Genomic DNA, 24978 nt, shown 5'->3' with positions numbered 1-24978 from the left:
CGCGGGCGCCTACGCCATCGCTTCGTCGGCATCCAGCGCAACCGCCGCCTGCTGGGCGCGATCGAAGCGGTCGCGTGCAGAGCGGATGGCGGCATGGTTTTCGCCTGCCCAGTTGAGCAGTTGCGAGATCGGCTCGAGCAGCGCCACGCCAAGCTTGGACAGCGCGTACTCCACGCTGGGCGGCTTGGTCGCGTAGACCTTGCGGGTGATCATGCCGTTGCGCTCGAGGTTGCGCAGGGTCTGGGTCAGCATCCGCTTGGAGATGTCCGGCACGGCGCGCTGGATGGCGCTGAAGCGGGAGGGGCCGGGAATCAGCGTCAGCAGGATCAGCATGGTCCATTTGTCGCCGATCTGGTCGAGCACGTCGCGCACCGGGCACTTGGTCGCATCGAACGGCATGCCTTGCAGGGACGGCGGCGGTGGAAACAGAGCAATCGCGTTCACTGGGATATCTCACGGTAACCAGGGGGTGGAAAACTGCCTCCTTGCGGAGGTTCGAACGGCACTGACAATAGGTGCGCGGGCCAAGAGTCTAGATAGTAGACCATACCTCTTATCAATACCTACTGGAGTTCACCATGCCACACACTTCCCCCCTGATCCTCGTCACCGGCGCCAGCGGGCAGCTGGGCGCATTGGTGGTCGAAGCATTGCTGACGCGTGTACCGGCTGCACGGATCGTAGCAACGGCCCGCGATACTGCGTCACTCGCGCAGTTCGCAAAACGCGACATCACTGTGCGTCGCGCCGACTATGCGGACCCGCAGAGCCTGGACCAGGCCCTCGCGGGCGTAGACCGGGTGCTGCTGGTGTCGTCCAATGCGGTGGGCGAACGCGTGCCGCAGCACCGCAACGTGATCGAGGCGGCCAAGCGTGCCGGCGTGGACCTGCTGGCCTACACCAGCGTGCTGCATGCCGATACCAGCACGCTGTCGCTGGCACCCGAGCATGTGGCCACCGAAGCGCTGCTACGCGACAGCGGCGTGCCGCATGTGTTGCTGCGCAATGGCTGGTACACCGAGAACTACACCGGCTCGATCGCGGCCGAAGTGGCGCATGGCGCGGCGATCGGCAGCTCGGGCGATGGCAGGATCAGTGCGGCCACGCGCGCCGACTATGCCGAAGCCGCCGCCGCGGTGCTGGCCGCCGACACGGCGCAGGCCGGCAAGGTCTACGAGCTGGCCGGCGATACCGCCTTCACGATGGCCGAGTATGCCGCCGAGGTGGCGCAGCAATCCGGCAAGCCGGTGGCCTACCACGACCTGCCCGAAGCCGACTACGCGGCGGCGTTGGTGCAGATCGGCCTGCCGGCCGCCTTCGCACAGGTGCTGGCGCAGTGCTCGGCATCCTCGCGCGGCGGCAGCCTGTTCGACGACAGCCACACGCTGAGCCAGCTGATCGGCCGCCCGACCACCTCGCTGCGCGAGGCAGTGGCGGCGGCACTGCAGGCGGCGCCGGCCGGCTGAGTCCGGCCCTGGCAGCGTGCTGGGCGACACCGTGCGGCAGCACGCCGCCGTGGCGCCGCGCCACGCGGTGCATGTCCGGCCGAGGCGGGCGATGACCCGCCTTGGCCATGCCCCGAGTCATCGGCCCTCCCCGCTCGGCGGGGGCGGCGCCCCCTGGCCGCCCACGGCAGGCGGCATCGGCCCGGCATCGACCCCAGGTCCACCGTCGCTGTCTCCGGTGGCCTCGCAGGCCCGTGGTGAGGGCAGCCACCATGGCGCCACGCAGGCGCCCCGCGCCCGACCTGCGCGCCGATGGGCCCGCCTTCCGCGCGTCGCATCACTGACACGTGCCCGACACGCAGCTGCCACAGGCGTTGTGGGGCGCAGATTGGTCGATGTCACCAAACTGACATCAAATCTAAATATAACTGCACCCATTGCCGCACCGTCAGGACGACCGGTCGCCCTGGTGGCGTGCCGGTGCCGTGTTTGCCGCCCCGCCGGGCAGCGCCGGCCTGATACTGCCGCCGACCCGTTTTCCTTGTACGAGCCGGACTCATGAAAAAACGCAATCTCGCCACTGTCCTGTGCGCCCTCAGCGCGACCGCCAGCGGCAGCACGCTGGCTGCCGAGCTGGAGCTGTACGTGGACCGCAAGACCAAGCAGATCTTCGCCGAGCCGGCCCCGGGCCGCGACAAGCTGGGCAAGTTCGTGCAGGTGGACGAGAACGGCAAGCTGCCGGCGTCGGCGATGCCGGCCGCCCCGGCATTGCCGCCCGCCCCCGCGGCCCCGGTGCCAGCCGATACCGCCATCGCCCAGGCCGCACCTGCGCCCGTGCCCGCACCAGCGCCGGCCAAGGCCGGCGAAGCCGGCAAGAAGTGGTACGACAAGCTGAGCCTGCGCGGCTACACGCAGATCCGCTACAACCAGGGCATCGGCGGCGATGCGCAGGATCTGCGCGCGCCGGGCGACCGCTTTATCGGCAACGACCAGAGCCTGGGTATCCGCCGCGCGCGCCTGGTGCTGAGCGGCGATCTCAACGAGCACGTGTCGCTGTACTTCCAGCCGGACTTTGCGAGCACGCCAACCGGGTCGACCACCTCCAACTTCGCGCAGCTGCGCGATGCCTACGCCGATATCTTCTTCGACAAGAAGCGCGAATACCGCGTGCGCGTGGGCCAGTCGAAGATGCCGTACGGCTGGGAGAACCTGCAGTCCAGCCAGAACCGCCTCACCCTGGACCGCGCCGACGCGCTCAACTCCGGCCTGCGCGACGAACGCGATATCGGTGCGGTGTTCTATTACAGCCCCACCGTGGCCAAGGGCCGCTTCCAGGACCTGGTCAAATCCGGCTTGAAGGGCTCGGGCGACTACGGCGTGATCGGTGCCGGCGTGTACAACGGCCAGGGCGCCAATCGCGCCGAGCGCAACGACGGCATGCATGCGGTGGTGCACGCCACCTACCCGTTCAAGTTCGCCAACGGCCAGTATCTGGAAGTGGGTGCCGACGCCTACAGCGGCCGCTTCGTGCCGACGGCGGCGGCGGTCAACATCGGTGGCCGCAGTTTCACCCCGGCCATCACCGACCCGAACGGCTATACCGACCAGCGCGTGGCCGCGCACATCATCTACTACCCGCAACCGTTCGGCCTGCAGGCCGAGTGGACGGTGGGCCGCGGCCCGGAGCTGGATGTGGAACAGCGGCGCATCCGTACGCGCTCGCTGAGCGGCGGTTACGTGCAGGCGATGTACAAGCACGATGGCAGCCACGGCACCTTGCTGCCGTACCTGAAGTGGCAGACCTACCGCGGCGGCTCCAAGTTCGACACCAATGCGCCGCGCATGCGCCTGGACGAAGTGGAAGCCGGTATCGAATGGCAGCCGATGGATGCGCTGGAACTGGTGTTTGCCTATTCGAAGATGAAGCGCACCGACGTCACCACCGCACCGTACCCGGTGGTGGAAGGCGACCTGCTGCGGCTGCAGCTACAGGTCAATTACTGACCCCTGCCCGCCGATGGAAACTGACAAGCCCCCGCATGCGGGGGCTTGTTTGTTGTTGCTTCACCGGTCGTGGCTGGCCGTTACGCTGGCAGGATGGTACTCGCCTCGACCCTGGTGCCTTGACCGCCGATCCAGTGCCGGCACCGGCGTGCTAGCGGGCTGCCAGCTCTCCACGAATGATCTCTGCGCCCGCACTGAGCGCCTTGAGCTTGCCCCTTGCGACGTCCCGGGCCAGCGGCGCCATGCCGCAATTGGTGGACGGGTAGAGCTTGTCCGCATCGACAAAGCGCAGCGCCTTGCGCAGCGTAGCGGCCACTTCCTCCGGCGTTTCGATCGTAGTGCTCGCCACGTCGATGGCCCCGACCATCACCTTCTTGCCGCGCACCAGTTCGATCAGATCGATCGGCACGTGCGAGTTGTGGCACTCCAGCGAAATGATGTCGATCGACGATGTCTGCAGCTTGGGAAACGACTCTTCGTACTGGCGCCACTCCGACCCCAGGGACTGCTTCCAGTCGGTATTGGCCTTGATGCCGTAGCCGTAGCAGATATGGACGGNCTCGCATTTGAGTCCTTCGACCGCGCGTTCGAGGGTGGCCACCCCCCAGTCGTTGACCTCGTCGAAGAAGACGTTGAAGGCCGGCTCGTCGAACTGGATGATGTCCACGCCGGCCGCTTCAAGCTCCCTGGCCTCCTCATTGAGGATCTTGGCAAACTCCCATGCCAGCTTTTCGCGGCTCTTGTAGTGCGCATCAAACAGGGTGTCGATCATCGTCATGGGACCGGGCAGCGCCCATTTGATCGGCTGCCGGGTCTGCTGGCGCAGGAACCTGGCATCGTCCACGAAGACGGGCCTGGGGCGGCTGACCGCGCCAACCACGGTCGGCACGCTGGCGTCGTAGCGATTGCGGATCCTGACCGTCTCGCGCTTTTCGAAATCGACGCCGCTGAGGTGCTCGATGAAGGTGGTGACGAAATGCTGGCGGGTCTGCTCGCCGTCACTGACGATATCGATGCCGGCGTGCTGCTGTTCCTGCAGCGACAGGCGCAATGCATCCTGCTTGCCTTCGATCAGTTCGGCGTCCTGCAGCTTCCAGGGCGACCAGAGTTTTTCCGGCTGCGCGAGCCAGGACGGCTTGGGCAGGCTACCGGCGGTTGAGGTGGGGAGCAGCTTTGTCATGATGAGTGGTGTCTTGCGTTCCTGTTGATTAGAGGGCGTGGCTGGAGGCCCACTGCGCGAGCATCTTGCCGTGGGGCCTGATGAAGTGCTCCTCGGTGAACTTCCCCTGCGTGACCGCTAGCTGGCTGCGCTCTTCACGGTCGTAGACGATCTGGGTGGCGGAATAATCCTGGTGCTTCAGGCTCGGCTGGTAGATGGCCCCTGCCGCGGAATTGGCGTTGTAGATCTCCGGCCGGTAGATCTTCTGGAACGTTTCCATGGTGCTGATGGTGCCAATCAGCTCCAGGTTGGTGTAGTCGTTGAGCAGGTCGCCGATGAAATAGAAAGCCAGCGGGGCAACGCTGTTCGGCGGCATGAAATAACGCACCTGCAGGCCCATCTTGGCGAAGTACCGGTCGGTCAACGAGAACTCGTCCTGCCGGTATTCGATGCCCAGGATGGGGTGCCGGTTTCCGGTTCGGTGATAGAGCCTGCTGGTGGAGACGCTGATGCAGATGACCGGCGGCTTGGCAAAACGCGCCGTGTAGGCGTCCGAGTCCACGAAGTGCTTGAACAGCGTTCCGTGCAGGCTGCCGAAATCGTCCGGGATGCTGAAGCCGGACGCATCCTGATTGTGCGCTGGCAGCAGCACGCTGAAATCGTAGTCGCGCACGTAGGAGGAGAAATTGTTCCCTGCGATCCCCTCGATGCGCGCGCCGGTGGTCTTGTCGAGGATGCTGGGCTTCAGGATCTCGATCAGCGGAAAGGCATCGCTGCGTTCGCGCGCATCGATGTGCATCTGGACCGAGATGATGTCCAGCTCGACGGCGTAGCGGTCGCGCCCGGGGTTGTCCCAATGCGCCAGGTCGTTGCAGCGGTTGTCGATCATCGCAAGCGTGTTGCGCAGGTTTTCCTGCCGACGCTGCCCCCTGGCCAGGTTGGCGAAGTTGGTCGTATTGCGCGTATTGGCCGCCGGACGGTAGTCCTCGTCGAACCGGACGCTGTTGATGCTGAAGGTGAATTCCTGAGTCATTGCAAGCTGACGCCTTGTTTCGAGGATTGAGTACGAGCCAACGGCTCAGCGCAGGTGTGGATGCCTGCTGGTTGAGTGCCGGCACTTCGGATCGGCGGGCAATCGCCCTGTGATCCTGTGGCCGGCGGTGGGTGCGGTGTCCCACCGAGCAAGCGTGGCCGGGTGCCGCTCAGGCCGCGGCTACGGTTGCTGCAGCGGTGCCGCCTGCCTGCCGCGCCAGCGCGATCAGCGGCAGTGCCCGCTGCACTGCCAGCCTTGCCCGCTCGGCCAGGGCTTCGTTGTGCACGCGGTAGTCCAGGAAGTCGCGGTCGGTGGCGTAGACGCCCAGCGGCAGGGTGCGTGCCTGGAAGAAGCTGAAAAGTGGCCGCAACTGGTGGTCGATCACCAATGCGTGGCGCTCGCTGCCGCCGGTTGCCGCCAGCAGCACCGGCGTGTCGATCAAGGCATCCTGGTGGATGAAGTCGAAGAAGTGCTTGAACAACCCGGTGAAGGAGCCGCGATAGACCGGCGTGGTCACCACCACCACGTCGGCCTGCTCCACGGCCGACAGTGCCTGCTCCACCGTCACGGGGAGCTGCGAGCGCCACACTGCGCCAGCGAACTGTGGTGCCAGTGCCCCGAGTTCGACCAGCTGTTGCTCGCACGGCACTGCGTCGGCGATCAGGCCCAGCAGGTGCTCGGCCAGCGCGACCGCCTTGGAAGGGCGCTGCAGCCCGCCGGAGACGGCGACGACGCGGAGGGGATGTGGCACGTTGACAGTCATGTGGGGTTGACCTGAAACGACGAACCCCGATGCTAGGGCTCGCATTCAATGAAGTAAAATGGTGTTATTTCAACAATCCATGAATTCGGATCATCTGAATGCTTGAGCGCATCCATCTCACCATCGTCCAGCAGGTCGAGCAGCAAGGCTCGCTGACCGCCGCCGCCGGCGTGCTGAACCTGACCCAGTCGGCGCTGAGCCACAGCATGAAGAAGCTGGAGCAGCAGCTGGGCACCGACGTGTGGCTGCGCGAGGGTCGCAACCTGCGCCTGACCCAGGCGGGCCAGTACCTGCTGGCAGTGGCCAACCGGGTGCTGCCGCAACTGGACCTGGCCGAAGAGCGCCTGGGACAGTTCGCGCAGGGCGAACGCGGCGCGCTGCGCATCGGCATGGAGTGCCATCCCTGCTACCAGTGGCTGCTCAAGCTGGTGGCGCCCTACCTGGCCACCTGGCCGGACGTGGATGTGGACGTCAAGCAGAAGTTCCAGTTCGGCGGCATCGGCGCGCTGTTCGGCTACGAGATCGACCTGCTGGTCACGCCCGACCCGCTGTACAAGCCCGGGCTGCGGTTCGAGCCGGTGTTCGACTACGAGCAGGTGCTGGTCGTGGCCAAGGGCCATGCGCTGGCGTCGGCGGCCTACGTCAAGCCCCAGCAGCTGACCCGGGAGGTGCTGATCAGCTATCCGGTGGATCTGGAGCGCCTGGACATCTACAGCCAGTTCCTGCTGCCGGCCGGGGTCACGCCCCGGCGCCACAAGGCCATCGAGACCACCGACATCATGATGCAGATGGTGGCCAGCGGTCGCGGCGTGGCCGCGATGCCGCGCTGGCTGGTGGAGGAATATGCGTCCAGGATGGACGTGGTGCCGGTGCGGCTGGGCGCGCGCGGCATCCCCAAGCAGATCTTCCTGGGCGCACGCGAGGCGGATATCGCCGTCGACTACCTGCGTGCCTTCATCGAACTGGCGCGCCAGCCCGCCAATGGCACCGCCAACACCACCGCCGACACAACGACCACTCCGACCGGAGCCCACTGATGGACACCACCGCCAAGCGCACGCCACTTCCACTGCCTGCCGGCCACGACAAGGTCTTGCTGCATTCCTGCTGCGCGCCATGCTCGGGTGAGGTGATGGAGGCCATGCTGGCGTCCGGCGTCGACTACACCATCTTCTTCTACAACCCCAACATTCATCCGCGCAAGGAATACGAGCTGCGCAAGGACGAGAACATCCGCTTTGCGCAGCAGTGCGGCGTGCCCTTCGTCGATGCCGACTACGATCGGGACAACTGGTTCGAGCGGGCCCGCGGGATGGAGAACGAACCCGAACGCGGCATCCGGTGCACGATGTGCTTCGACATGCGGTTCGAACGCACCGCGTTGTATGCCCACGAACATGGCTTCCCGGTGATCACCAGCTCCCTGGGCATCTCGCGCTGGAAGAACATGCAGCAGATCAACGACTGCGGCGTTCGCGCTGCGGCCAGGTATCCCGGCCTGATGTACTGGGAGTACAACTGGCGCAAGGGCGGTGGTTCCTCGCGCATGGTCGAGATCAGCAAGCGCGAGAACTTCTATCAGCAGGAATACTGCGGCTGCGTCTACTCGCTGCGCGACACCAATCGGCACCGCGCCGAAAGCGGGCGCAATCGCATACAACTGGGCGTGAAATTCTACGGCGACGGTGAGCCGCAGGACTGATTGCCTCGCCCCGGCAGCAACGCTGTCCGGGATTTCTCAGTCTGTGTCATGGCGCCCTTCCCGCTCGCCCAGGACCCACGTAGCGGCGCCACCCAATGACCACCAACGCACGGCACGATCGTTTGACTCATCCGCACACGCCCCGCCTGGCCAGCACCATCACCGATGCCTATTCCCTGGAGGTCAGCGCAACCGACATTGCCGGCCTGAGCGCAGCGGCGCCCGCGATCATGCGTGGCACCACCATGTGCATTCCCTACCTGCCCGGCCAGGACGACGCCGCGCGGCTGGCCGCGGCACGCAGGGTGCGCACGCTCGGCTTTGCGCCGATGCCGCACCTGTCTGCGCGCCGCATCGGCTCGCTCGACGCCCTGCACGGCTTCGTCAGCCGCGCCGTCGATGAGGCTGGCGTCGAGGGGTGCCTGGTGATCGCGGGCGATCCACCGTCGCCGATCGGGCCGTTTCCGGACAGCCTGTCGTTGATCGATACCGGGGTGTTCGAGCGCTGCGGCATCCGGACCATCGCCGTGGCGGGGCATCCGGAAGGACATCCGGGCATGCCTGCAGGCGAGCGCTGGGATGTGCTGGAACGCAAGTGTCGCAGCATCGCCGAACGCGGCATGGCGCCGCTGATCGTCACCCAGTTCGCCTTCGATGCCGACCTCGTGCTGACCTGGTTGCACGCGCTGCGCGCGCGTGGCATCGACCATCCCGTGCGCGTGGGCGTGCCTGGTCCTGCCGGCGTGGCGGTGCTTGCACGCTATGCCGCACGCTGCGGTGTCGGCGCCTGCACGGCGATGCTGTCCAAGTACGGCATCTCGCTCGGCAAGCTGCTGGGCACCGCCGGGCCGGATCGGTTTGTCGATCGCCTCGCGACCGGCCTCACCGCAGCGCATGGAGAGGTCAGCCTGCACTTCTATCCCTTCGGCGGCATCGCGCAGACGGTCGCGTGGGTGGAGCAATATCGCGCCCGCACTGCGCCGCACCACGCCGACTGACACCTGCCGGGGTACGCGCGCGGCATCGGCTGCAGCGCGCGAATGGTCGAGCGCGCACCTGCGGGTGGGCGAGCTGTCCACGACCTGGGTCACAGTCTGGACTCTTTCATTTCTGTCGCTGTGCGTGCGGCGCGCCAGGTGCTGCAGTGCACAGCGGCCCTGTCACACGTGCGCGGTATAACCATCGGCGAATCGCGGCGAGGGGGCGCTGCATCCGGTGTCGTTGCACTGCGCGGCGGCATCGCTTCTGCAACGTTCAAGGAGAGATGTCGCCATGCCGAAGCCGTCGCTGTTGTCNGGTGTCGTTGCACTGCGCGGCGGCATCGCTTCTGCAACGTTCAAGGAGAGATGTCGCCATGCCGAAGCCGTCGCTGTTGTCCTTGCTGTGCTCCCTGTCGCTGGTCTCCCTGCCGCTTGCCGCGGCCGAGCTGCAGCCCAAGCAACTGGCTGGCCCACCGGAGGAGTTTGCGCAGATGCGCGCACCCGACCCGGCCGAGTCGGCAATCCTGTCCAAGAGCGCCTTGCTGCCGGTGGAACTGACGCCGGCCGGCACCTCCGCACGCTGGCAAGGCACGCTGCCGGTGGAAAACGGCCATCTGCGTTTCATGGTGCTGGCCGGTGACCAGCCGTGGGAGGCGGCGGTGACTGCACCACGCATCGCCGGCGCGCGTGCGGCCGCCGTTACACCGCAACTGCAGGCGCAGCGCACGCTGCTGGGCAGCGCAGAGAGCGGCACCAGCGGCATGCGCTACGCGGTGGAATCGGCGCAGAACGGAGCGTGGTCGCTGACCCTGCAATCGGCAACGCCGGTGGCGCAACGCGGCTATGTGCTGATGGAAGGCGATGCACGCACGCAGCTGGCCTCGTACCCGCGCCATCGCCGGCAGCAGGTCGGCCAGACGCTGACGCTCAACGCACTGCTCAGCGGCAACGATGCACGCGGTGCCACCCTGCTTGCCGCACAGGCCGGGCAGATCGACACAGCGAGCCTGCGCGTGATCGATCCGCAAGGGGGCATCCGCACGGTGCCGATGGCAGACGACGGGCAACACGACGATGGTGCTGCCGGCGATGGCGTGTATGGCGGCACGTTCCAACCGACGGCCGAAGGCACCTGGATTGCGCAGGTGATCGTGCGCGGTCACGACCAGGCCGGGCAGCCATTCGTGCGGACCAGCGAGCATGTGTTGCCGGTGCTGGACACCTCGCTGCGCCTGCTCGGCAATGCCCTGAGCGCACGAGCGGCAGACGGCACCCGGCTCAACATTGCCTTGCCCATCGCCGCACGCGGCAAGGCCCCGTCGCATTACCGCGTGTTCGGCCAGGTCTGGGGCACCGATGCCAAGGGCAGGCAGGTGCCGGTGGCGTGGATCGGCGGCATGCTGACGCCGCAGCAAGGCCAGCTGCCACTGAGCCTGGACGAACGCTGGATCGCGCGTGCCGGTGCGCGTGCGCCGTTCACGCTGCGCGGGCTGCGCATCGAAGACCCGGACCATTACATCCCGCTGGTGCAGGCCGACCCGCTGCCGTTGCAGCTGCCCGCGTTGCGCCGTGCCAGCATTGCGCGGTCTGCCGGTGCGATCGACGAAAGCATGCGCATGGGGCCGCGCCCGACAACGCTGGCCAGTGCCAGTGCCAGGGCGATGGCGCAACCGCAGGCCACCGGCTCGCGGCTGGTGCTGGTGCACGGCTATTGCTCCAACGGCGTGTGGCCGCAGGCGCAGTTCACCAATGCGTCCTCGTTCATCGATGCCAAACAGAACCGCAGCAACGACCAGTTCGCACAGCGCTTGGCGCAGTTCGCCAGTCAGTGGTCCTCGTTCGCCACGGTGGCGCACAGCCAGGGCGGCATGGCCGCGCTGCATCTGTACACCTACTACTGGAGCGGGCTGGATAACGCCACCGGTGGGCGGGTGATGCAGTCGGTCGGCACGCCCTACCAGGGCACCAATCTGTCCGGCATCCTGGCGGCGGTCGGTTCGTGGTTCGGGGTGGGCTGCGGCAGCAATACCGACATGACCTACGACGGCGCCAAGGCCTGGCTGGCCGGCATTCCGGCCGATGCACGCGCCAAGGTGAACTACTACACCACCTCGTTCGCCAAGACCAACTGGTATACCAACGACTACTGCAACGCCGCCTCGGACCTGGTGTTGAACGACCCGGAAGACGGCACCGTGGAGCAGGTCAACGCGCAGCTGCCGGGCGGCGTGAACCGTGGCCACACCACCGGGCAATGCCACACCACCGGCATGCGCGACCCGGCGCAGTATCTGGACGCGAGCCGCAATGCGGTGATGAACGCAAACGCCGCGAAGTGATGCGGGACTCGCAGGGTCCTTGTGCGCCCGCCACGCATGCGTGGCGGGTCCGGATGCGGCCAACCATCCACCGCCTGCTCGGCGGGACGTTCCCGACCACGACATCGACGAGCCTGCGTCCGCCCTTCGTAGGAGCGTGCCTGCGCGCGACGCGTTACCGACAACCCACCAGCTCCAGGCGGGTGACTGACTAGCCTCCCCGCAACCACCGCGTCGACACCGCAACGCCCACCATCAGCACCGCAACACCGAGCAAGGCGCCGACCAGGCCGATGCCATGCGCGGCGAAACCGATCAGCGCCGGCCCGGCCAGGATGCCCGCATAGCCCAGGGTGGTGACCGCAGTGATGGCGATGCTTTCCGGCATGCGCGTCTGGTTGCCGGCCAACGAGAACAGGGCCGGCACGATATTGGCGCAGCCCAGTCCAACCAAGACGTAACCGGCCAACGAGGCCTGCCATGGGCTCACCAGCGTGAGCACGCAGAAGCCCGCGCCGGCCAGCAGCGCGCCCACCACGATCGAGCGGATGCGCCCCAGGCGCTCCACCACCGCATCGCCCAGCAGGCGCGTCACCGTCATGGTCAAAGCAAACGCCACATAGCCGACGCCGGCGGTGCTCGGGGCAACCTGATGCACATCGGCCAGGAACACCGAGCTCCAGTCCAGGATGGTGCCTTCGGCAAGGAACACCACAAACGCCAGGATGCCGATAAACAGCACGATGCCCCTGGGCAAGGCGAGCAACAGCCCCTGCTGCGCCACACGCTCGGTCCGCCAGTGGCGCACCGCCAGCGCGGCGACAAGCAGCATGGCGATCACCCCGGCGAGCGCCGCGCTCGGCGGAGCGACCCGCGCCGACAGCAGCACGGTCATCGCGCCGGCACCGACGAAACCGCCGATGCTGAAGAACGCATGGAATCCGGACATCATCGCGCGCCCGGCATCGCGCTCGACCACCACCGCCTGCATGTTCATCGCGCAATCCATCGCGCCCACGCCGGCACCGAACACGAACAGCACCGCGCCCAGCACCCACGGATTGGCGACGATCGCCAGCAACGGCAGGCTGAGGCAGATCAGCGCCGCCGTCACCGCCATCACCGCACGGAAGCCGAAGCGCGCCGACAAGGCACCGGCCAGCGGCATCGCCAGGAACGAGCCTGCCCCCAGGCACAACAGGATCAGGCCGAGCGCGCCATCGTCCACGCCGGTCCTGGCTTTGGCAAACGGCACCAGCACCGCCCAGATCGCGGCCGCAAAGCCGGGGATGAAGAACGCCGCGCGGGTAGCGTGCTGTTGCGCGCGAGCGCTGGAGCCGGGGACAAGCGACATGCAAAAAACTCCAGAAGGAAGCGGCGAGGAGAATGCGACGGTGGCCCCAGGCCGGCGCGCTCGCTGGCCGGACATGGCCCGACCACCGCTCCCTTGCGCGTGCTGCAACCGTCCGTGGGGATATGCGACGCTGCTAGCGAAACACCACCGTGCGATGGCCATTGAGCACGATGCGGTGTTCGACATGGCGACGCACCGCACGCGCGAGCACCAGCGATTCGGTATCGCTGCCCAGCCGCACCAGGTCGCGTGGCGTCATCGCGTGATCCACGCGCGCCACGTCCTGTTCGATGATCGGGCCTTCGTCCAGATCTTCGGTGACGTAATGCGCGGTGGCACCGATGATCTTGACCCCGCGTGCGTGCGCCTGGTGATACGGCTGCGCGCCCTTGAAGCTGGGCAGGAAGCTGTGATGGATATTGATCGCCCGCCCCGCCAATGCGCGGCACAACGCGGGCGAAAGAATCTGCATGTAGCGCGCCAGCACCACCAGATCGATCTGCAGCGCCTCGACCAGCGCAAGCAACTGCGCTTCCTGCGCGGCGCGCGTATCGGCGCTCACCGGCAGGTGGTGGAAGGCGATGCCATAGGAGGCGGCCAGCGGCGCGAAGTCGGCGTGATTGGACACCACGGCGGCGATATCCACCGGCAGTTGCCGGCTGTGCATGCGGAACAGCAGATCGTTGAGGCAATGCCCCTGCTTGCTCACCAGCACCAGCAGCCGCGCGCGACGGCGCGCATCGTGCAGCTGCCAGTCCATCTGGAATTCCTCGGCCAGCTGCGCAAAGCGGCGTTCCAGCCCGGCAATCTCGGTGCCCGGCGGCTTGTCGAAGTGCACGCGCAGGAAGAAACGGCCACTTTCGTCGTCGCCGAACTGCTGTGCGTCGAGGATGTTGCAGGCCAGGTCGAACAGCAGCCCGGTCACGCGATAGACGATACCGGTGCGATCGGGGCAGGACAGGGTGAGGATGTAGTCGGAGCGCATCGGCGCAATGATAGCCAATGTGCCCGGCTGCGGGCGCAGTGCTTGCGCCCGTAACTTTCCTCTGCGGCTCAGCGCGGCGGCTGGCGCAGCATCAGCCGCCGGTTGAACTCGTCCAGCTGCGCCATCGAGGCCTCCACCGAGGCCTCCATCGCTTCCTGGGTGGTGATGTGCGCACGCAGATGCGCGGTCAGCCGGTTTTTCTCAGGCGTGGGACGCAACGGGGATCTGTGTGCCGGAAGGGTTGTAGCGACAGTACCGCAGGCGCGCTCCGGGCGTCGGACTCTCCGAAAAACACCCTTCTTGGGGTCCTGGGCCAGATCGATCTTGCGCCTCCTGCTTTATCGCAATTACCAACTCAGTCCAAATCCTCGCGGATAGGCCACCGTGCCTGTATTTGTCTTGACGTCATATCTTTTCCAAAGATTTACCGGCAATTTGCCGCGCGGTTTCAGTCTTCCGGTGAGCACTTCCGCTAGCGACAACATGGAGGGGCCGAGCCACACGCCATTGTCATATCCGAAGTAGGAATACGTGGCGACAGCTGCGTCCGTGTAATCGGAATAATTGACGATGTCGTATGGCGCGCGCAACGAGAGGTAGACGCGCTTTTTACCCAAGCCCGCAGCATAACTGAGCCAATCGAAATACCTGTTGTCGTTCTGCACCTCTGCCGCTCGCGCGGCAGGAACAACATCCTGCTCAACCGCCGTAAAGCTTGCCGGCAAGGTTCCAAGCAGGAAAACATCACATCTGGCGATGTTTTCTCTTATCTGCGCGTCAGTGAGCGTTGCCTCATCTGCGGCAACCACGCTGCGATAGCCTTGCTGACCCATCGCGACTGCGATGCCTGTGGCCTGCTGAGATTGAGGTGTCAGGATGAAATAGCGTAACGATTTTTCTTTCAACGGCAACAGAGACTGGCGATTGATCACCACGGTTATTGACTGATCCGCAATCGCCTTCTGGACGTCTCCTGCAGCCAGGGAGGACGCTTCGATAAAATTTCGGCCACTCCTCGTCAGCAGGTTATGTCGCGCCTTGAGTTCCAAAATCCGTTCGACCGAGGCATCTATGTCATCCTCGCTGATTCGCCCTTCCCGGACCGCTTCGACAATCAAGCCGACAAGTTGAGGCAGCAGGTTGGCCTGGGAGGGTGATGAGATGCTTATCGGCATCAGCGCAATGTCGACTCCTGCAGAAAATACTTTCTCGACAGAATCTTCTTGGTCGAAGTTGTCGGTGATCGCCCCCATGTCCAGCGCGTCGGAAATGGTCACACCGGCATAGCCCAGTTCGTCGCGCAAGATATGCGTTTGTATCTCACGCGACATGGTGGCGGGAACAATAATCTTTTGCCCGCTACGGTTGGTGACCAGACTTTGATCCAGCGCCGGGTACTGGATATGCGCCGTCATCACCATGTCTGGAGCAGCGTTTGCGGAGATGGCCTGTTGATAAGGCGCAATATCGATGGCGAAGGCCTGATCCCGTGAAAGATCCACGCGGGGAAGGCCGGTGTGCGAGTCGGTTGAAGTGCTGCCGTGGCCCGGAAAATGCTTATAGGTAGTGACCAGCCCTTGCTGCTCCATTCCGGCTGCAATTTTCCCGGCCAGGCGAGATACGATATTTGCGTTGTCGCTGAATGCGCGAACGTTGATTACCGGGTTGAAGGGGTTGGCATTGACGTCGGCCACCGGTGCGAAATTTGTATTTATCTTCAAGGCAAGTAGATCTTTCGCCAACAACTTTCCTTGCTCAAAGGCAAGCTGCTCGCTTGAGCCTCCTTCGATGGCTGCTGCAAGCGCCATATTGCCAGGGAAGGACGCATACTCGTTACGGGGAAGTCGAAATACATTACCTCCCTCATTATCCGTTGCAATCAGCAAATGCACTCCCCCACTGTTCACCATCCCAGCGTACCAGCCGGTGAGTCTTTCGATCTGGGAGCGATCCTTGATGTTGTTTGAAAAAAGAATGACGCCGCCGATGTGATTGTTCTTGATTATTCGGCCAATCAATTCATCAGGAACCGTCATATCCCGCTTTTCATTTCCAGCAGGACCCCAATAGCGAAAGTCAAGCATTATTTTTTGCCCGATTTTCTCCTCGAGCGTCATTGCCTTTACTTTATCTCTTATGCTTACAGGCACCCTCTGCCGGCCATTGGAGCCTGCAGCACTATTTACGCTGACCATATCAGCATACGTCGATCCATGTTTCGCGACCTGATCGACAAACGGGGCCGTCCTGAGAGCCGATGTGGAATCTGCCGCCCCGCCGTCGGCACGATTCAAGGCAGTCCTGTCTGCGGACATGCTCGGCCCACTGACAAGACAGGACGTCACCAGCAAGCCAATCACTGCCACTTTGAGGTGGGATCGAGTCTTTCTCAAATATTTCATTGTGCACCTACATGATCGCATATAAAGGTAATTTCCAATGCGCACGGATGCCATGTGCCGAGTAACGCCACTAAAATGCGCAACGGAAGGATTTTTTAGATAATTCACCGCAGACGGCGGCAGGCAGCACCAAAAGATTATTTCAAATATATCTTCGCATGAAGGCGCTAAATTCATGCAAGCATGTAGAAGTTTCGACTGACCCAACCTTTATCTGGCGAACATTCGCCACCGATAACGAAGGCTTTCGAAAATTCGTCGGTTTTCACTGACTGGTTCTCGTTATTGTGTTGATGCGGGTCTCTGCAGGCCTTTCACTTCGTATCCTGCCTGGGGAGAATACGTTCGCATTTCAAATGCGGGCGGCAGCCCACGACGAATGCAGGGAATGCTGGCCACAGCGCGGTCTGGTCGCCGGCAGGATGTGAGAAGGTACCCGGCTGCCGCTGCGCTCCACGATGCTGGCCTGGTACCCGTTGACCTCGACCAGACCCAACGTGGCCGCGGTTGTCGCGACTTGCCAGTGCCATGATGAGATCCCGACCTAGCTGAGAGCCGCTTCGGTGCGTTGCCTGCAATTCCACAACGGCAGGTCCGGGCTTGCGGGGTCTTCCTTGGATCATCGTGCGATGGCCATTGAGCACGCTGCGGTGTTCGACATGGCGACGCACCGCACGCGCAAGCACCAGCGATTCGGTGTGGCTGCCCAGCCGCACCAGGTCGCGCGGCGTCATCGCGTGATCCACGCGCGCCACGTCCTGTTTGATGATCGGGGCCTCGTCCAGGTCTCTTGCGTCGTCGCCGAACTGCTGTGCGTCGAGGATGTTGCAGGCCAGGTCGAACAGCAGCCCGGTCACGCGATAGGCGATGCCGGTGCGATCGGGGCAGGGCAGGGTGAGGATGTAGCCGGAGCGCATCGGCGCAGTGATCGCCAACGCGCCCGGCTGCGGGCGCAGTGCGTGCGCCCGTCACTTTCGTCTGCGGCTCAGCGCGGCGGCAGGCGCAGCATCAGCCGCCGGTTGATCTCGTCCAGCTGCGCCATCGATGCCTCCACCGAGGTCTCCAGCGCTTCCTGGGTGGTGATGTGCGCGCGCAGATGCGCGGGATCGGCCAGTTCGCCACGTACCAGGAAGACGTTCTCGCCCACTTCGCCGACATGCCGGCTGAGCACCACGTAATCCACCTGGTCGAAGCCATGCTGCTTGGCCAGCGGCAACAGGCGCGCGGCCATGCGCACGCTGGCCTCGTCGGTGGGTTTGTCCAACTCGGCATCGAGCACGGCCACTGCTTCGCGGATCTGCGCAAACAGGTAGTGGTCCGGATGCTCGGGATGGTCCGGGCCCACCGGGCCCTGGTCGACGACCGGTGCGGCGGTCATCGTCCACCACCGGCGCAGCGCAGTGCGCGCGGTGTGCGCCCGGTCGAACCGAGCGTGATATGCAGGTGTCGCATCGCATCCTCCCTGGAGCGGCGGCTGTCACGAGCCGGCATTTTAGAAGGTCTGCTGCATGTTGGGGTGAGCAAGACGCCGGCTCTGCTGCCTAGAAGCGAAGCGGCCTGAAAGTGGGCAGTAGATAGTGCTGACGGTGTGCGCAATCTGCTGCACGTGGGCTTCGCCTCGTCCCCTCACCCGTCGCTCCTCACCCTGCTCCGCGCCGAAGCACGCGCTCCAGGGCAAACGCGCCAGCCATGCCTTCTCGCCCTGCCGGGAGCGGGGCCAGCCCTGCCTTGCGGAGACTGCGATCAGGCCTGCCCTGCCCGCCGCGCCGACACCTCTGCCAGCACGGCCCAGTCGGCGTTGCCGTCGCCATGGGCGATCGCCTCGTCCAGGCCGGCGCGCAGCAGCTCGCCCAGCGGCATCGGCACCTGCTTGTCGGCGCCGGCCTGGATCGCCAGGTCCACGTCCTTGCGGCCCAGCGTGGCGGTGAAGCCGGCCGGCAGATAGGCGCGCTGCATGATCAGGCGGCCGTAGCCCTGGTACGCGGGCGCGGCGAACAAGGTGTTGGTGAGCATGCCCAGGAACTGGGTGGCGTCCACGCCGTGGCCGCGTGCCAGCGCGCTGGCTTCGGCCATGGCACCGATCGCGCTGGCCAGGCAGAAGTTGGCCGCCAGCTTGACCGCATTGGCCTGCTCGGGGGTGCGGCCGATTTCCCAGGTGCGTTGACCGAGCACGTCGAACATCGGCTGCACGCGCGCCAGCGCCGCCTCGTCGCCGGCGGCCAGGATGTTGAGCTTGCCGGCTTCGGCCACATCGACGCGGCCAAGCACCGGTGCGGCCACGTAGGCCACGCCGCGCTCGGCATGCAGGGCGGTCAACTCGTGCGCCAGTGCGACCGAGATGGTGGCCATGTTGACGTGTACGCTGCCGGCCGGCAACGCGTCCAGCACCCCCTGCTCCAGCAGGGTCGCGCGCACCCCGTTGTCGTCGGCCAGCATCGAAAACAGCAGCGGGCCGTGCGCGGCATCGCGTGGTGCATCCACCACCGTGGCGCCGGCCTCGCGCAGCGACTGCGCGCGCCCGGGCGAGCGATTCCACACACTCAGCTCGAACCCACCGCGCAGCAGGTTGTGCGCCATCGGCAGGCCCATCGTGCCCAAGCCCAGAAATCCTATTGGCATCTGTTTTCCTTATGCGATCTTGCGTCAAGAGCGGCAATCCAGACACCGGCCCGCTCTGCGTGTTTACCACCCACAGCGTAAATCAGCTGGCGAACACGCCGCGCGCCTCGCGCGGCTCGCAGCGCAGGTACTGCGGCGCGGGCGTGACCGAGGCACCAAGTGCAGCGGCGGCATGCCACGGCCAGCGCGGGTCGTACAGGATGCCGCGCGCCAGCGCGATTGCATCGGCCTGGCCGTCCTGCAGGATCGCCTCGGCCTGCGCCGGCTCGGTGATCAGGCCCACGCCGATCACCGGCGTATTGACCTGCGCCTTGATCTGTTGCGCAAACGGAATCTGGTAGCCCGCCTGCACCGGAATCTGCTGGCGCGGATCCAGCCCGCCGCTGGAGACATGGATGTAATGCGCACCGCGCGCATCCAGCGCCTGGGACAAGGCGATGCTCTGCGCAAGATCCCAGCCGCCCTCCACCCAGTCGGTGGCCGAGATACGCACGCCGATGGCGATCGTGTCCGACACCGCCGCGCGCACCGCGTCGAAGATGCGCAGCGTCAGCCGCATGCGGTTTTCCAGCGAACCGCCATAGGCATCGCTGCGCTGGTTGCTCAGCGGCGACAGGAACTGATGCATCAGGTACCCATGCGCGGCATGCAACTCGATCAGCGACAGGCCCAGGCGTTCGGCGCGCTGCGCCGCATCGACGAATGCCTGCACCACCGCATCGATACCGGCATCGTCCAATGCCTGCGGCAACGGCTGGCCGTCGCCGAACGCCAGCGGCGATGCAGACACCGTCTGCCAACCGTGCGCCTGATCCGGCGCAATCGCTGCGCCGCCGTTCCACGGCAGATCGGTGGAAGCCTTGCGCCCGGCGTGTGCCAGTTGGATGCCGATCGGCATCGGCGACCAGCGCCGCACCGAGGCCAGCACCTCGCCCAGGGCCTGCTCGGTGGCATCGTCGTACAGGCCAAGGTCGGCGTAGGTAATACGTCCCTGCGGCTGCACTGCGGCCGCTTCCAGGATCAACAGGCCGGCACCAGATTGCGACAAGGTGCCCAGATGGATGCGGTGCCAGTCAGTAGCGCGGCCGTCCTGTGCGGAGTATTGGCACATCGGGGCGATGACGATCCGGTTGGCGAGCGCAAGCGGACCGAAGCGGATGGGGGAGAACAGCTGGCTCAAGAGGACATCCACAGATGACACGGGGATGCCCATTGCACTGCGCCGCGCGCGTGGGCACAACCGCTGCGATGGATCACTGCGTCATGCCGAGCGCGCACTGGCGTCATTGACGCTGCGTGCAGGCAGCGGATCGAACGGCGCGTGCAGGAATGCCAACGCCTGCGCGCACGACTGTTCGACCTTCAGGCTGAGCAGTTCGTCCGCGCGGGTGCGCCCGAAGTTGAGCGCGGCGATCGGCAGGCCGTTGCGTGCAGCGGCCTGCACGAAACGAAAGCCCGAATACACCATCAGCGACGAACCCACCACCAGCACTGCATCGGCGGCCTGCAGATGCGCAAATGCACGCTCCACGCGCGCGCGCGGCACGTTCTCGCCGAAGAACACCACATCCGGCTTCAGCACGCCGCCGCACCCCGGGCACGGCGGCACCGCAAAACGGTCGAAGGCCACATCGTCCAGGTCGGCATCGCCATCGGGCGCCTGCGCCGCGTCCAGGTCGGCCCAGCCGGGGTTGGCCTGTTCCAGCAGCAGCTGGAAGTCGGTACGTGGCATGCGTCGCTCGCAGCCCATGCAGCGCACCACATCCAGCCGGCCATGCAGGTCGATCACCGCCTGGCTGCCGGCCGCCTGGTGCAGGCGGTCGACGTTTTGCGTCAGCAGCACTTCCAGCTGGCCGCGCGCTTCCAGTGCGGCCAGTGCGTGATGGGTGGCGTTGGGTTGCGCCAGGCCGAAGCGCGGCCAGCCGACCAGGCTGCGCGCCCAGTAACGCTGCCGCGTGGACAGCTCGCCCATGAAGGCCTGAAACGTCACCGGTTGCGGGCGCTTCCAGCCGCCTTGCAGATCGCGGTAATCGGGGATGCCCGAATCGGTGCTGCAACCGGCGCCGGTGAGCACGAACAGGCGCCGATGGCCTTCGATGAAGTCCTGCAGCGCATGGCCGTGTTGAACGCGTGCAGCCGTCATCGGGCAACTCCGGTGGCGATGAGGTAACTGTGCAGCAACACCACCAGCTGCGCCTGCAGCGGCGCAATCCGCGCTGTGGGTGCGCCATCCTCGAGCAGGCTCTTCAACGGCCCGGTGATGGCCGCCATGCCGATCTCGGCGACCGCCCCGCAATCGTCGAAGCGGACGTCCGAGGCAGTGGCGAGCGCGGCGGCGAATGCCTGCTGCGAGCGCCTGCGCGCCTGCGAGCCCAGCGCGGCGCCGCCATGCAGCTCGGCAATGGCGTACAGCGCGCGCGACACCTCCACATGCTGCAGCTTGGCCTGCACGAAGGCGCGCACCAGCGCCTGGCACTGCTGCGCAAGCGTGCGCCCGTGCTGTTGCGCGCAGGCCAGCTCCACCGCATCGATCACGGTCTGCAGATGCCACTGCAGCAGCGCGATCAGCATCGCCTGGCGATTGGGGTAGTACTGGTACACGCTGCCGACCGACACACCGGCGCGCTCGGCCACCCGCGTGGTGGTGCAGCCCTGCAGGCCGTCGGCCACCAACACCTGGATGCTGGCCTGGCGGATGACCTCCACGGTGGCGCGCGAGCGCGCTTGCTGCGGGGCCTTGCGCGGTGCTGGCAGGGGGAAGGAGGTGCTCACGGTTACGAATGTACACGCTGATGGCTGGCACATAGTCTGGGGGCCTTCTGCGTGATTCCAAGCACGCGCCTGGTCTTCACCTCCGCGCCGGCCGCGCTGGTCGCCGGCGCCAGGCGTGCTCGACACCTTTACCCTGGTGCCGGCAAGGCAATGAGGTTAACGCAGGCGTTGCGGCCGGTGGTCACCCGCGCTTGCACCGCCACCGACGGACCGGCCGATGCCCGGCCGATCGACGCACACTGAACCATGCATCCCGCGGCGACGGCCGCACGGTGGTCGCTCGCACCACGGCAAGGGTGCGGCACTGCTGCGCGATCCGGCGATGCGGGCCAGGCGCGAGGGCGCGCTGCAGCCGGGCGACGCCACGCCACGCAGCGTCAATGAGCGTTGCCGGCCTGTTCGACAAAGTGCAGCAGATCCTGATTGAAGCGTGTGCTGTCCTCCAGGAACGGGGCGTGCCCGGCGTCGGGGTACAGCACGGTCTGCGCACGTGGCTGCAGCTGGCGCGCACGCGCCAGCGTCGGCGCGGTGCTCACCAATGCGTCGCGTGCGCCGTACATCAGCAGCACCGGCAGCTGCGTGCGTTGCAGACCGGCGACGTCGATCGACATGCCCTGCACGGCACGCTGCATGTCCCACGACGCCAGCGACGCGTTGGCCAGCAAGGCCTCGAACACCGGCGCAGGCGGCTGGGTGGCGAAGCACAGCCGCAGGAAGTCCTGTACCGCCTGCAGATGCGTGCGCAGGTCGTCGGAGACCAGGTCGCGATAGATCGCCGGATGCGCGCCCAGCTGTTCGGCGCGCAGTTCGATCACGCCAGCGACATACACCACGCCGCCAAGCCCCGCATCGCCGTGGCGGGTGAGGTAGTTGGTGATCACCGCACCGCCCAGCGACCAGCCCACCAGCACCGCATCGCGCGCGTTGGCGGCCTTCAACACGGCGGCAAGGTCGTCGGCCCAGAGCGCGCCATCCTGGTACGCGGATGCCGTGGCCGGTTTGCCGGACAGGCCGTGCCCGCGCAGGTCGTAGGTGATCAATCGATAGCCCTGCAGGCGCGGATCGGCCAGCTGCCCGTTCCAGTCGATACGGCTACCGAGCAGGCCGTGCACGAACACGATTGCCGGGCCATCGACGGCGCCATGCTCCTGCACCGCCACGGCCACGCCGTCGGGGGCGCTGACGGTGTAGCTGCGGGACGCGGCGGTGGTCGCCGGGCCCGCTGCCGCCAGCGTGGAAGCGGACAGCAGCAGGCAAGCCAGCAGGGAGCGCATCGGCAGCATGCCAATGACGGAAAGCAAGCGAACAGGCATCGGCGTGAACTCCAGACAAGGGGAACCGGCATCCTCGAGCCTCACACCAATGTGAGGGTCAAGCCTTGCGTGCGACGTATGCTGGGCGCATGGCTACCTCGTCCGAACCCTCGCTGAGCATCGGCGCACTGGCGCTGCAGACCGGCGCCAGCGTGCGCTCGCTGCGCCACTACGACGCGCATGGCCTGCTGACGTCCTCGCGCAGCGCCAATGGCTACCGGGTGTTTCCCACGTCCTGCGTTGCGCAGGTGCGGCAGATCCAGCGGCTGATCGCCACCGGCTTCAGCCTGGACGACATCCTTGGCTTCCCCGATTGCATGCGCCTGGTGGAAGGCGCGCAGATGTGCCCGGAAACCGCGCAGGTGCATCGGGCACGCCTGCAGCGGATCGAGCGCCAGCTGGCCGAGCTGGAGCGGCGACGTGCGCGCCTGCTGGAAACCCTGGCGCAAGGGGCAGCGCAGACCACGCATGCAGCCACTCCTGCAACGCAGCGCAAAGGCCGCAAGCCCGCTCCCTAGCGCACATCGACGCGCACGCGGCGGCTTTCGCAGGCACGGCCCTCCACGCCCAGCGAATCACAGCTCACGCCCGGTTGCGGCCCGCACCACAAATACTGCCGCCGCAACCGCGCGCACCGGCTTTTACGATTCCCGATTCCCGATTCCGCCCGGCCAACCACCCGCACGCCGGGTAGGCGCGAGCAACGCGCAGCTGGCGTCCACATCGACCTCGGTCGTTCGCGGATGCGCGCGCCGGTCGCTCCGCATCACTCGCCGCGTGCGGGATGCGGCGCAAAGCGCCCGTACGGCCGCGCGTCGTCGGCGCGCTGGCGCAGCACGTAGGCCGCCGCGAAGGCGAGCGCCAGCAAGGTCAGGCACATGCCGACCAGCGCGCCCCAGCCACCGTGCTGCCAGAACCAGCCGCCGAGCGCGCCGATCACGCTGGAGCCGGCGTAATACGCCAGCAGGTACAGCGATGCGGCATGGCTGCGATGCGCACCGCCGAGCCGGCTCACCCACGCGCTGGCGGCCGAATGCGCGATGAAAAAGCCGATCGTCAGCAGCACGATGCCGGCCACCACCAGCGCCAGCACATGCGCCAGGGTCAGCGCCACGCCGAGCACGCACAGCACGATGCCGGTGCTGACCACCGGGCCGCGCCCGAAGCGATCCGACGCCGCGCCGGCCACCGACGAACTGACGATACCGAACACATAGGCGCTGAAGATCATGCCGATCTGGCTCTGGCTCAGGCCGAATTCCGGCCCGCCCAGCCGGAAGCCGGCGTAGTTGTAGAGGCACACGAACACGCCCATCAGCAGGAAGGGCAGCGCGAACAGCAGCGGCAGGTTGCGATCGCGCAGGTGCCCGGCCCAGGCGCGCAGATGGAAGCGCAGGTTGATGCCGTGCCGGCGCACGAAGTTGCGCGACGGCGGCAGCAACCAGAAGAATGCCAGCGCGCACAGCAGGTCGAACACGCTCAGCATCGCCAGGGCGGTGCGCCAGTCGTAGTGATCGGTCAGCACGCTCATCACGATGCGCCCGCTCATCCCGCCAAAGGCATTACCGGCCACATACAGGCCGGTGGCCGCGCCCATCTTGTTGGCCGGCAGCTCCTCGCCCAGGTACACCATCGCCACCGCCGGCACCCCGCCCAGCGCGATACCGGACAAGGTGCGCACCAGCACCAGCGCGCCCCAGTGCGGCAGGAACGCAGCGAGCAGGTTGAGCAGCGCGGCCAGCGCGATCGACACGAACATCAGCCCGCGCCGGCCCAGGTTCTCCGACACCGCGCCGGCGCAGAAGATCGCCAGGGCCAGCGCTCCGGTGGCCAGCGACAGCGGCAGCGAGGCGGTGGCCGCGTCCACGCCGAAGGCGCGCGCAAACTCGGGCAGCACCGGCTGCACGCTGTACAGCAGCGAGAAGGTGGCAAAGCCGGCCAGGAACAACGCCAGGCGGATGCGGCCGCTGGCGGGCGCGTCGGCGGCGGCGGCGGTGTTTGCAGGGTGGTCGGCGGCGCCCGGCAAGCTGCCGGCACGACGATCAGGAGAAGACACGGGAGCGGTACCGAAACAGGGGACGGCGAGTATTCGCCCGGCCTGACCCCCTGTCCAATATATGATACTGGCA

21 protein-coding genes and 2 pseudogenes are annotated in these 24978 nt (G+C 66.1%); 7 read left to right on the top strand and 16 right to left on the bottom strand.

The window, feature by feature from the left end; translation table 11 throughout:
• Positions 1-9: 9 nt before the first annotated feature.
• Positions 10-444 (bottom strand): winged helix-turn-helix transcriptional regulator, encoded by a 435-nt coding sequence (locus tag C0541_RS00235; RefSeq protein ID WP_115045198.1) that lies wholly within the window; start codon positions 442-444, stop codon positions 10-12.
• Positions 445-578: 134 nt separating this feature from the next.
• Between C0541_RS00235 and C0541_RS00230 the strand changes: the two genes are divergently transcribed.
• Positions 579-1466, top strand: a complete 888-nt coding sequence (locus C0541_RS00230) for an SDR family oxidoreductase (protein WP_115045197.1) — start codon at positions 579-581, stop codon at positions 1464-1466.
• Positions 1467-2003: 537 nt separating this feature from the next.
• Positions 2004-3449, top strand: a complete 1446-nt coding sequence (locus C0541_RS00225; protein ID WP_115045196.1) for an OprO/OprP family phosphate-selective porin — start codon at positions 2004-2006, stop codon at positions 3447-3449.
• A gap of 151 nt (positions 3450-3600) precedes the next feature.
• Here C0541_RS00225 and C0541_RS00220 read toward each other — a convergent pair whose 3' ends face one another.
• The 3 genes from C0541_RS00220 to msuE form a co-directional block, all read right to left on the bottom strand.
• Complete coding sequence (locus tag C0541_RS00220; RefSeq protein WP_115045195.1) at positions 3601-4629, bottom strand: methionine synthase; 1029 nt, start codon at positions 4627-4629, stop codon at positions 3601-3603.
• A 28-nt stretch (positions 4630-4657) separates the two neighbouring features.
• Entirely contained in the window at positions 4658-5641 is a 984-nt protein-coding gene (locus C0541_RS00215) for a DUF1852 domain-containing protein (protein WP_115045194.1), read from the bottom strand.
• 169 nt (positions 5642-5810) lie between these two features.
• Complete coding sequence (gene msuE, locus C0541_RS00210; RefSeq protein WP_161959806.1) at positions 5811-6404, bottom strand: FMN reductase; 594 nt, start codon at positions 6402-6404, stop codon at positions 5811-5813.
• A gap of 98 nt (positions 6405-6502) precedes the next feature.
• On the opposite strand from msuE, the gene C0541_RS00205 reads away from it, so the two are divergent.
• The 4 genes from C0541_RS00205 to C0541_RS00190 all read left to right on the top strand — a co-directional run bounded on the left by C0541_RS00205 (position 6503) and on the right by C0541_RS00190 (position 11425).
• The gene (locus C0541_RS00205; protein WP_115045193.1) at positions 6503-7441 is read left to right on the top strand and encodes a LysR family transcriptional regulator; all 939 of its coding nucleotides are present in this window, start codon (positions 6503-6505) and stop codon (positions 7439-7441) included.
• Positions 7441-8106 carry an epoxyqueuosine reductase QueH gene (locus tag C0541_RS00200; RefSeq protein ID WP_115045192.1) on the top strand — a complete coding sequence of 222 codons (666 nt, stop codon included), beginning with the start codon at positions 7441-7443 and terminating at the stop codon, positions 8104-8106. Before C0541_RS00205 ends, C0541_RS00200 begins: the two co-directional genes overlap by 1 nt.
• A gap of 95 nt (positions 8107-8201) precedes the next feature.
• Positions 8202-9104 carry a methylenetetrahydrofolate reductase gene (locus C0541_RS00195; RefSeq protein WP_115045191.1) on the top strand — a complete coding sequence of 301 codons (903 nt, stop codon included), beginning with the start codon at positions 8202-8204 and terminating at the stop codon, positions 9102-9104.
• Positions 9105-9460: 356 nt separating this feature from the next.
• Positions 9461-11425 (top strand): choice-of-anchor X domain-containing protein, encoded by a 1965-nt coding sequence (locus C0541_RS00190; protein ID WP_161959805.1) that lies wholly within the window; start codon positions 9461-9463, stop codon positions 11423-11425.
• A gap of 190 nt (positions 11426-11615) precedes the next feature.
• On the opposite strand, the gene C0541_RS00185 is transcribed toward C0541_RS00190, so the two are convergent.
• The 11 genes and pseudogenes from C0541_RS00185 to C0541_RS00140 form a co-directional block, all read right to left on the bottom strand.
• Positions 11616-12758, bottom strand: coding sequence for an MFS transporter (locus C0541_RS00185; RefSeq protein WP_115045190.1), 1143 nt, complete (start codon positions 12756-12758; stop codon positions 11616-11618).
• Between the two features lie 133 nt (positions 12759-12891).
• The gene (gene purU, locus C0541_RS00180) at positions 12892-13743 is read right to left on the bottom strand and encodes a formyltetrahydrofolate deformylase (RefSeq protein WP_161959804.1); all 852 of its coding nucleotides are present in this window, start codon (positions 13741-13743) and stop codon (positions 12892-12894) included.
• 68 nt (positions 13744-13811) lie between these two features.
• Positions 13812-13928: pseudogene (locus tag C0541_RS20960) on the bottom strand (XVIPCD domain-containing protein); the annotation flags it as partial.
• A gap of 162 nt (positions 13929-14090) precedes the next feature.
• Complete coding sequence (locus C0541_RS00175) at positions 14091-16037, bottom strand: glycoside hydrolase family 3 N-terminal domain-containing protein (RefSeq protein ID WP_238601224.1); 1947 nt, start codon at positions 16035-16037, stop codon at positions 14091-14093.
• A gap of 725 nt (positions 16038-16762) precedes the next feature.
• Positions 16763-16933 (bottom strand): annotated as a pseudogene (locus C0541_RS21610) (formyltetrahydrofolate deformylase); the annotation flags it as partial.
• A 197-nt stretch (positions 16934-17130) separates the two neighbouring features.
• The gene (locus C0541_RS00165; RefSeq protein WP_115045188.1) at positions 17131-17523 is read right to left on the bottom strand and encodes an XVIPCD domain-containing protein; all 393 of its coding nucleotides are present in this window, start codon (positions 17521-17523) and stop codon (positions 17131-17133) included.
• A 365-nt stretch (positions 17524-17888) separates the two neighbouring features.
• Positions 17889-18764 (bottom strand): NAD(P)-dependent oxidoreductase, encoded by an 876-nt coding sequence (locus C0541_RS00160; RefSeq protein WP_115045187.1) that lies wholly within the window; start codon positions 18762-18764, stop codon positions 17889-17891.
• Between the two features lie 82 nt (positions 18765-18846).
• Positions 18847-19965, bottom strand: coding sequence for an NADH:flavin oxidoreductase/NADH oxidase (locus C0541_RS00155; protein WP_161959803.1), 1119 nt, complete (start codon positions 19963-19965; stop codon positions 18847-18849).
• Between the two features lie 60 nt (positions 19966-20025).
• Complete coding sequence (locus tag C0541_RS00150; RefSeq protein ID WP_115045185.1) at positions 20026-20907, bottom strand: NAD-dependent protein deacetylase; 882 nt, start codon at positions 20905-20907, stop codon at positions 20026-20028.
• Positions 20904-21569 carry a TetR/AcrR family transcriptional regulator gene (locus C0541_RS00145; RefSeq protein WP_115045184.1) on the bottom strand — a complete coding sequence of 222 codons (666 nt, stop codon included), beginning with the start codon at positions 21567-21569 and terminating at the stop codon, positions 20904-20906. The genes C0541_RS00150 and C0541_RS00145 overlap by 4 nt, the downstream gene beginning before the upstream one ends.
• Before the next feature lie 344 nt (positions 21570-21913).
• On the bottom strand, positions 21914-22849 hold the full coding sequence (locus C0541_RS00140) for an alpha/beta hydrolase (protein ID WP_115045183.1): 936 nt from the start codon (positions 22847-22849) through the stop codon (positions 21914-21916).
• Between the two features lie 89 nt (positions 22850-22938).
• Here C0541_RS00140 and C0541_RS00135 point away from each other — a divergent pair, with 89 nt between their 5' ends.
• On the top strand, positions 22939-23367 hold the full coding sequence (locus tag C0541_RS00135; RefSeq protein WP_115045182.1) for a MerR family transcriptional regulator: 429 nt from the start codon (positions 22939-22941) through the stop codon (positions 23365-23367).
• A 248-nt stretch (positions 23368-23615) separates the two neighbouring features.
• Here C0541_RS00135 and C0541_RS00130 read toward each other — a convergent pair whose 3' ends face one another.
• A complete protein-coding gene (locus tag C0541_RS00130; protein WP_429001319.1) occupies positions 23616-24905 on the bottom strand; it encodes an MFS transporter in 1290 nt (429 codons plus the stop codon).
• Between the last annotated feature and the right edge of the window lie 73 nt (positions 24906-24978).

The organism is Xanthomonas arboricola (assembly GCF_003353015.1).
Lineage (GTDB): Bacteria > Pseudomonadota > Gammaproteobacteria > Xanthomonadales > Xanthomonadaceae > Xanthomonas > Xanthomonas arboricola_E.
Note: the sequence above shows the minus strand (reverse complement) of the source record. Positions and strands in the feature narration are given on the sequence as shown.

Coding starts and splice junctions, on each gene's coding strand:
- C0541_RS00230 (WP_115045197.1), top strand. CDS start 579: ATGCCACACACTTCCCCCCTGATCCTCGTCACCGGCGCCAGCGGGCAG.
- C0541_RS00225 (WP_115045196.1), top strand. CDS start 2,004: ATGAAAAAACGCAATCTCGCCACTGTCCTGTGCGCCCTCAGCGCGACC.
- C0541_RS00215 (WP_115045194.1), bottom strand. CDS start 5,641: ATGACTCAGGAATTCACCTTCAGCATCAACAGCGTCCGGTTCGACGAG.
- msuE (WP_161959806.1), bottom strand. CDS start 6,404: ATGACTGTCAACGTGCCACATCCCCTCCGCGTCGTCGCCGTCTCCGGC.
- C0541_RS00205 (WP_115045193.1), top strand. CDS start 6,503: ATGCTTGAGCGCATCCATCTCACCATCGTCCAGCAGGTCGAGCAGCAA.
- C0541_RS00200 (WP_115045192.1), top strand. CDS start 7,441: ATGGACACCACCGCCAAGCGCACGCCACTTCCACTGCCTGCCGGCCAC.
- C0541_RS00195 (WP_115045191.1), top strand. CDS start 8,202: ATGACCACCAACGCACGGCACGATCGTTTGACTCATCCGCACACGCCC.
- C0541_RS00190 (WP_161959805.1), top strand. CDS start 9,461: ATGCCGAAGCCGTCGCTGTTGTCCTTGCTGTGCTCCCTGTCGCTGGTC.
- C0541_RS00185 (WP_115045190.1), bottom strand. CDS start 12,758: ATGTCGCTTGTCCCCGGCTCCAGCGCTCGCGCGCAACAGCACGCTACC.
- purU (WP_161959804.1), bottom strand. CDS start 13,743: ATGCGCTCCGACTACATCCTCACCCTGTCCTGCCCCGATCGCACCGGT.
- C0541_RS00165 (WP_115045188.1), bottom strand. CDS start 17,523: ATGACCGCCGCACCGGTCGTCGACCAGGGCCCGGTGGGCCCGGACCAT.
- C0541_RS00160 (WP_115045187.1), bottom strand. CDS start 18,764: ATGCCAATAGGATTTCTGGGCTTGGGCACGATGGGCCTGCCGATGGCG.
- C0541_RS00150 (WP_115045185.1), bottom strand. CDS start 20,907: ATGACGGCTGCACGCGTTCAACACGGCCATGCGCTGCAGGACTTCATC.
- C0541_RS00145 (WP_115045184.1), bottom strand. CDS start 21,569: ATGTGCCAGCCATCAGCGTGTACATTCGTAACCGTGAGCACCTCCTTC.
- C0541_RS00140 (WP_115045183.1), bottom strand. CDS start 22,849: ATGCCTGTTCGCTTGCTTTCCGTCATTGGCATGCTGCCGATGCGCTCC.
- C0541_RS00135 (WP_115045182.1), top strand. CDS start 22,939: ATGGCTACCTCGTCCGAACCCTCGCTGAGCATCGGCGCACTGGCGCTG.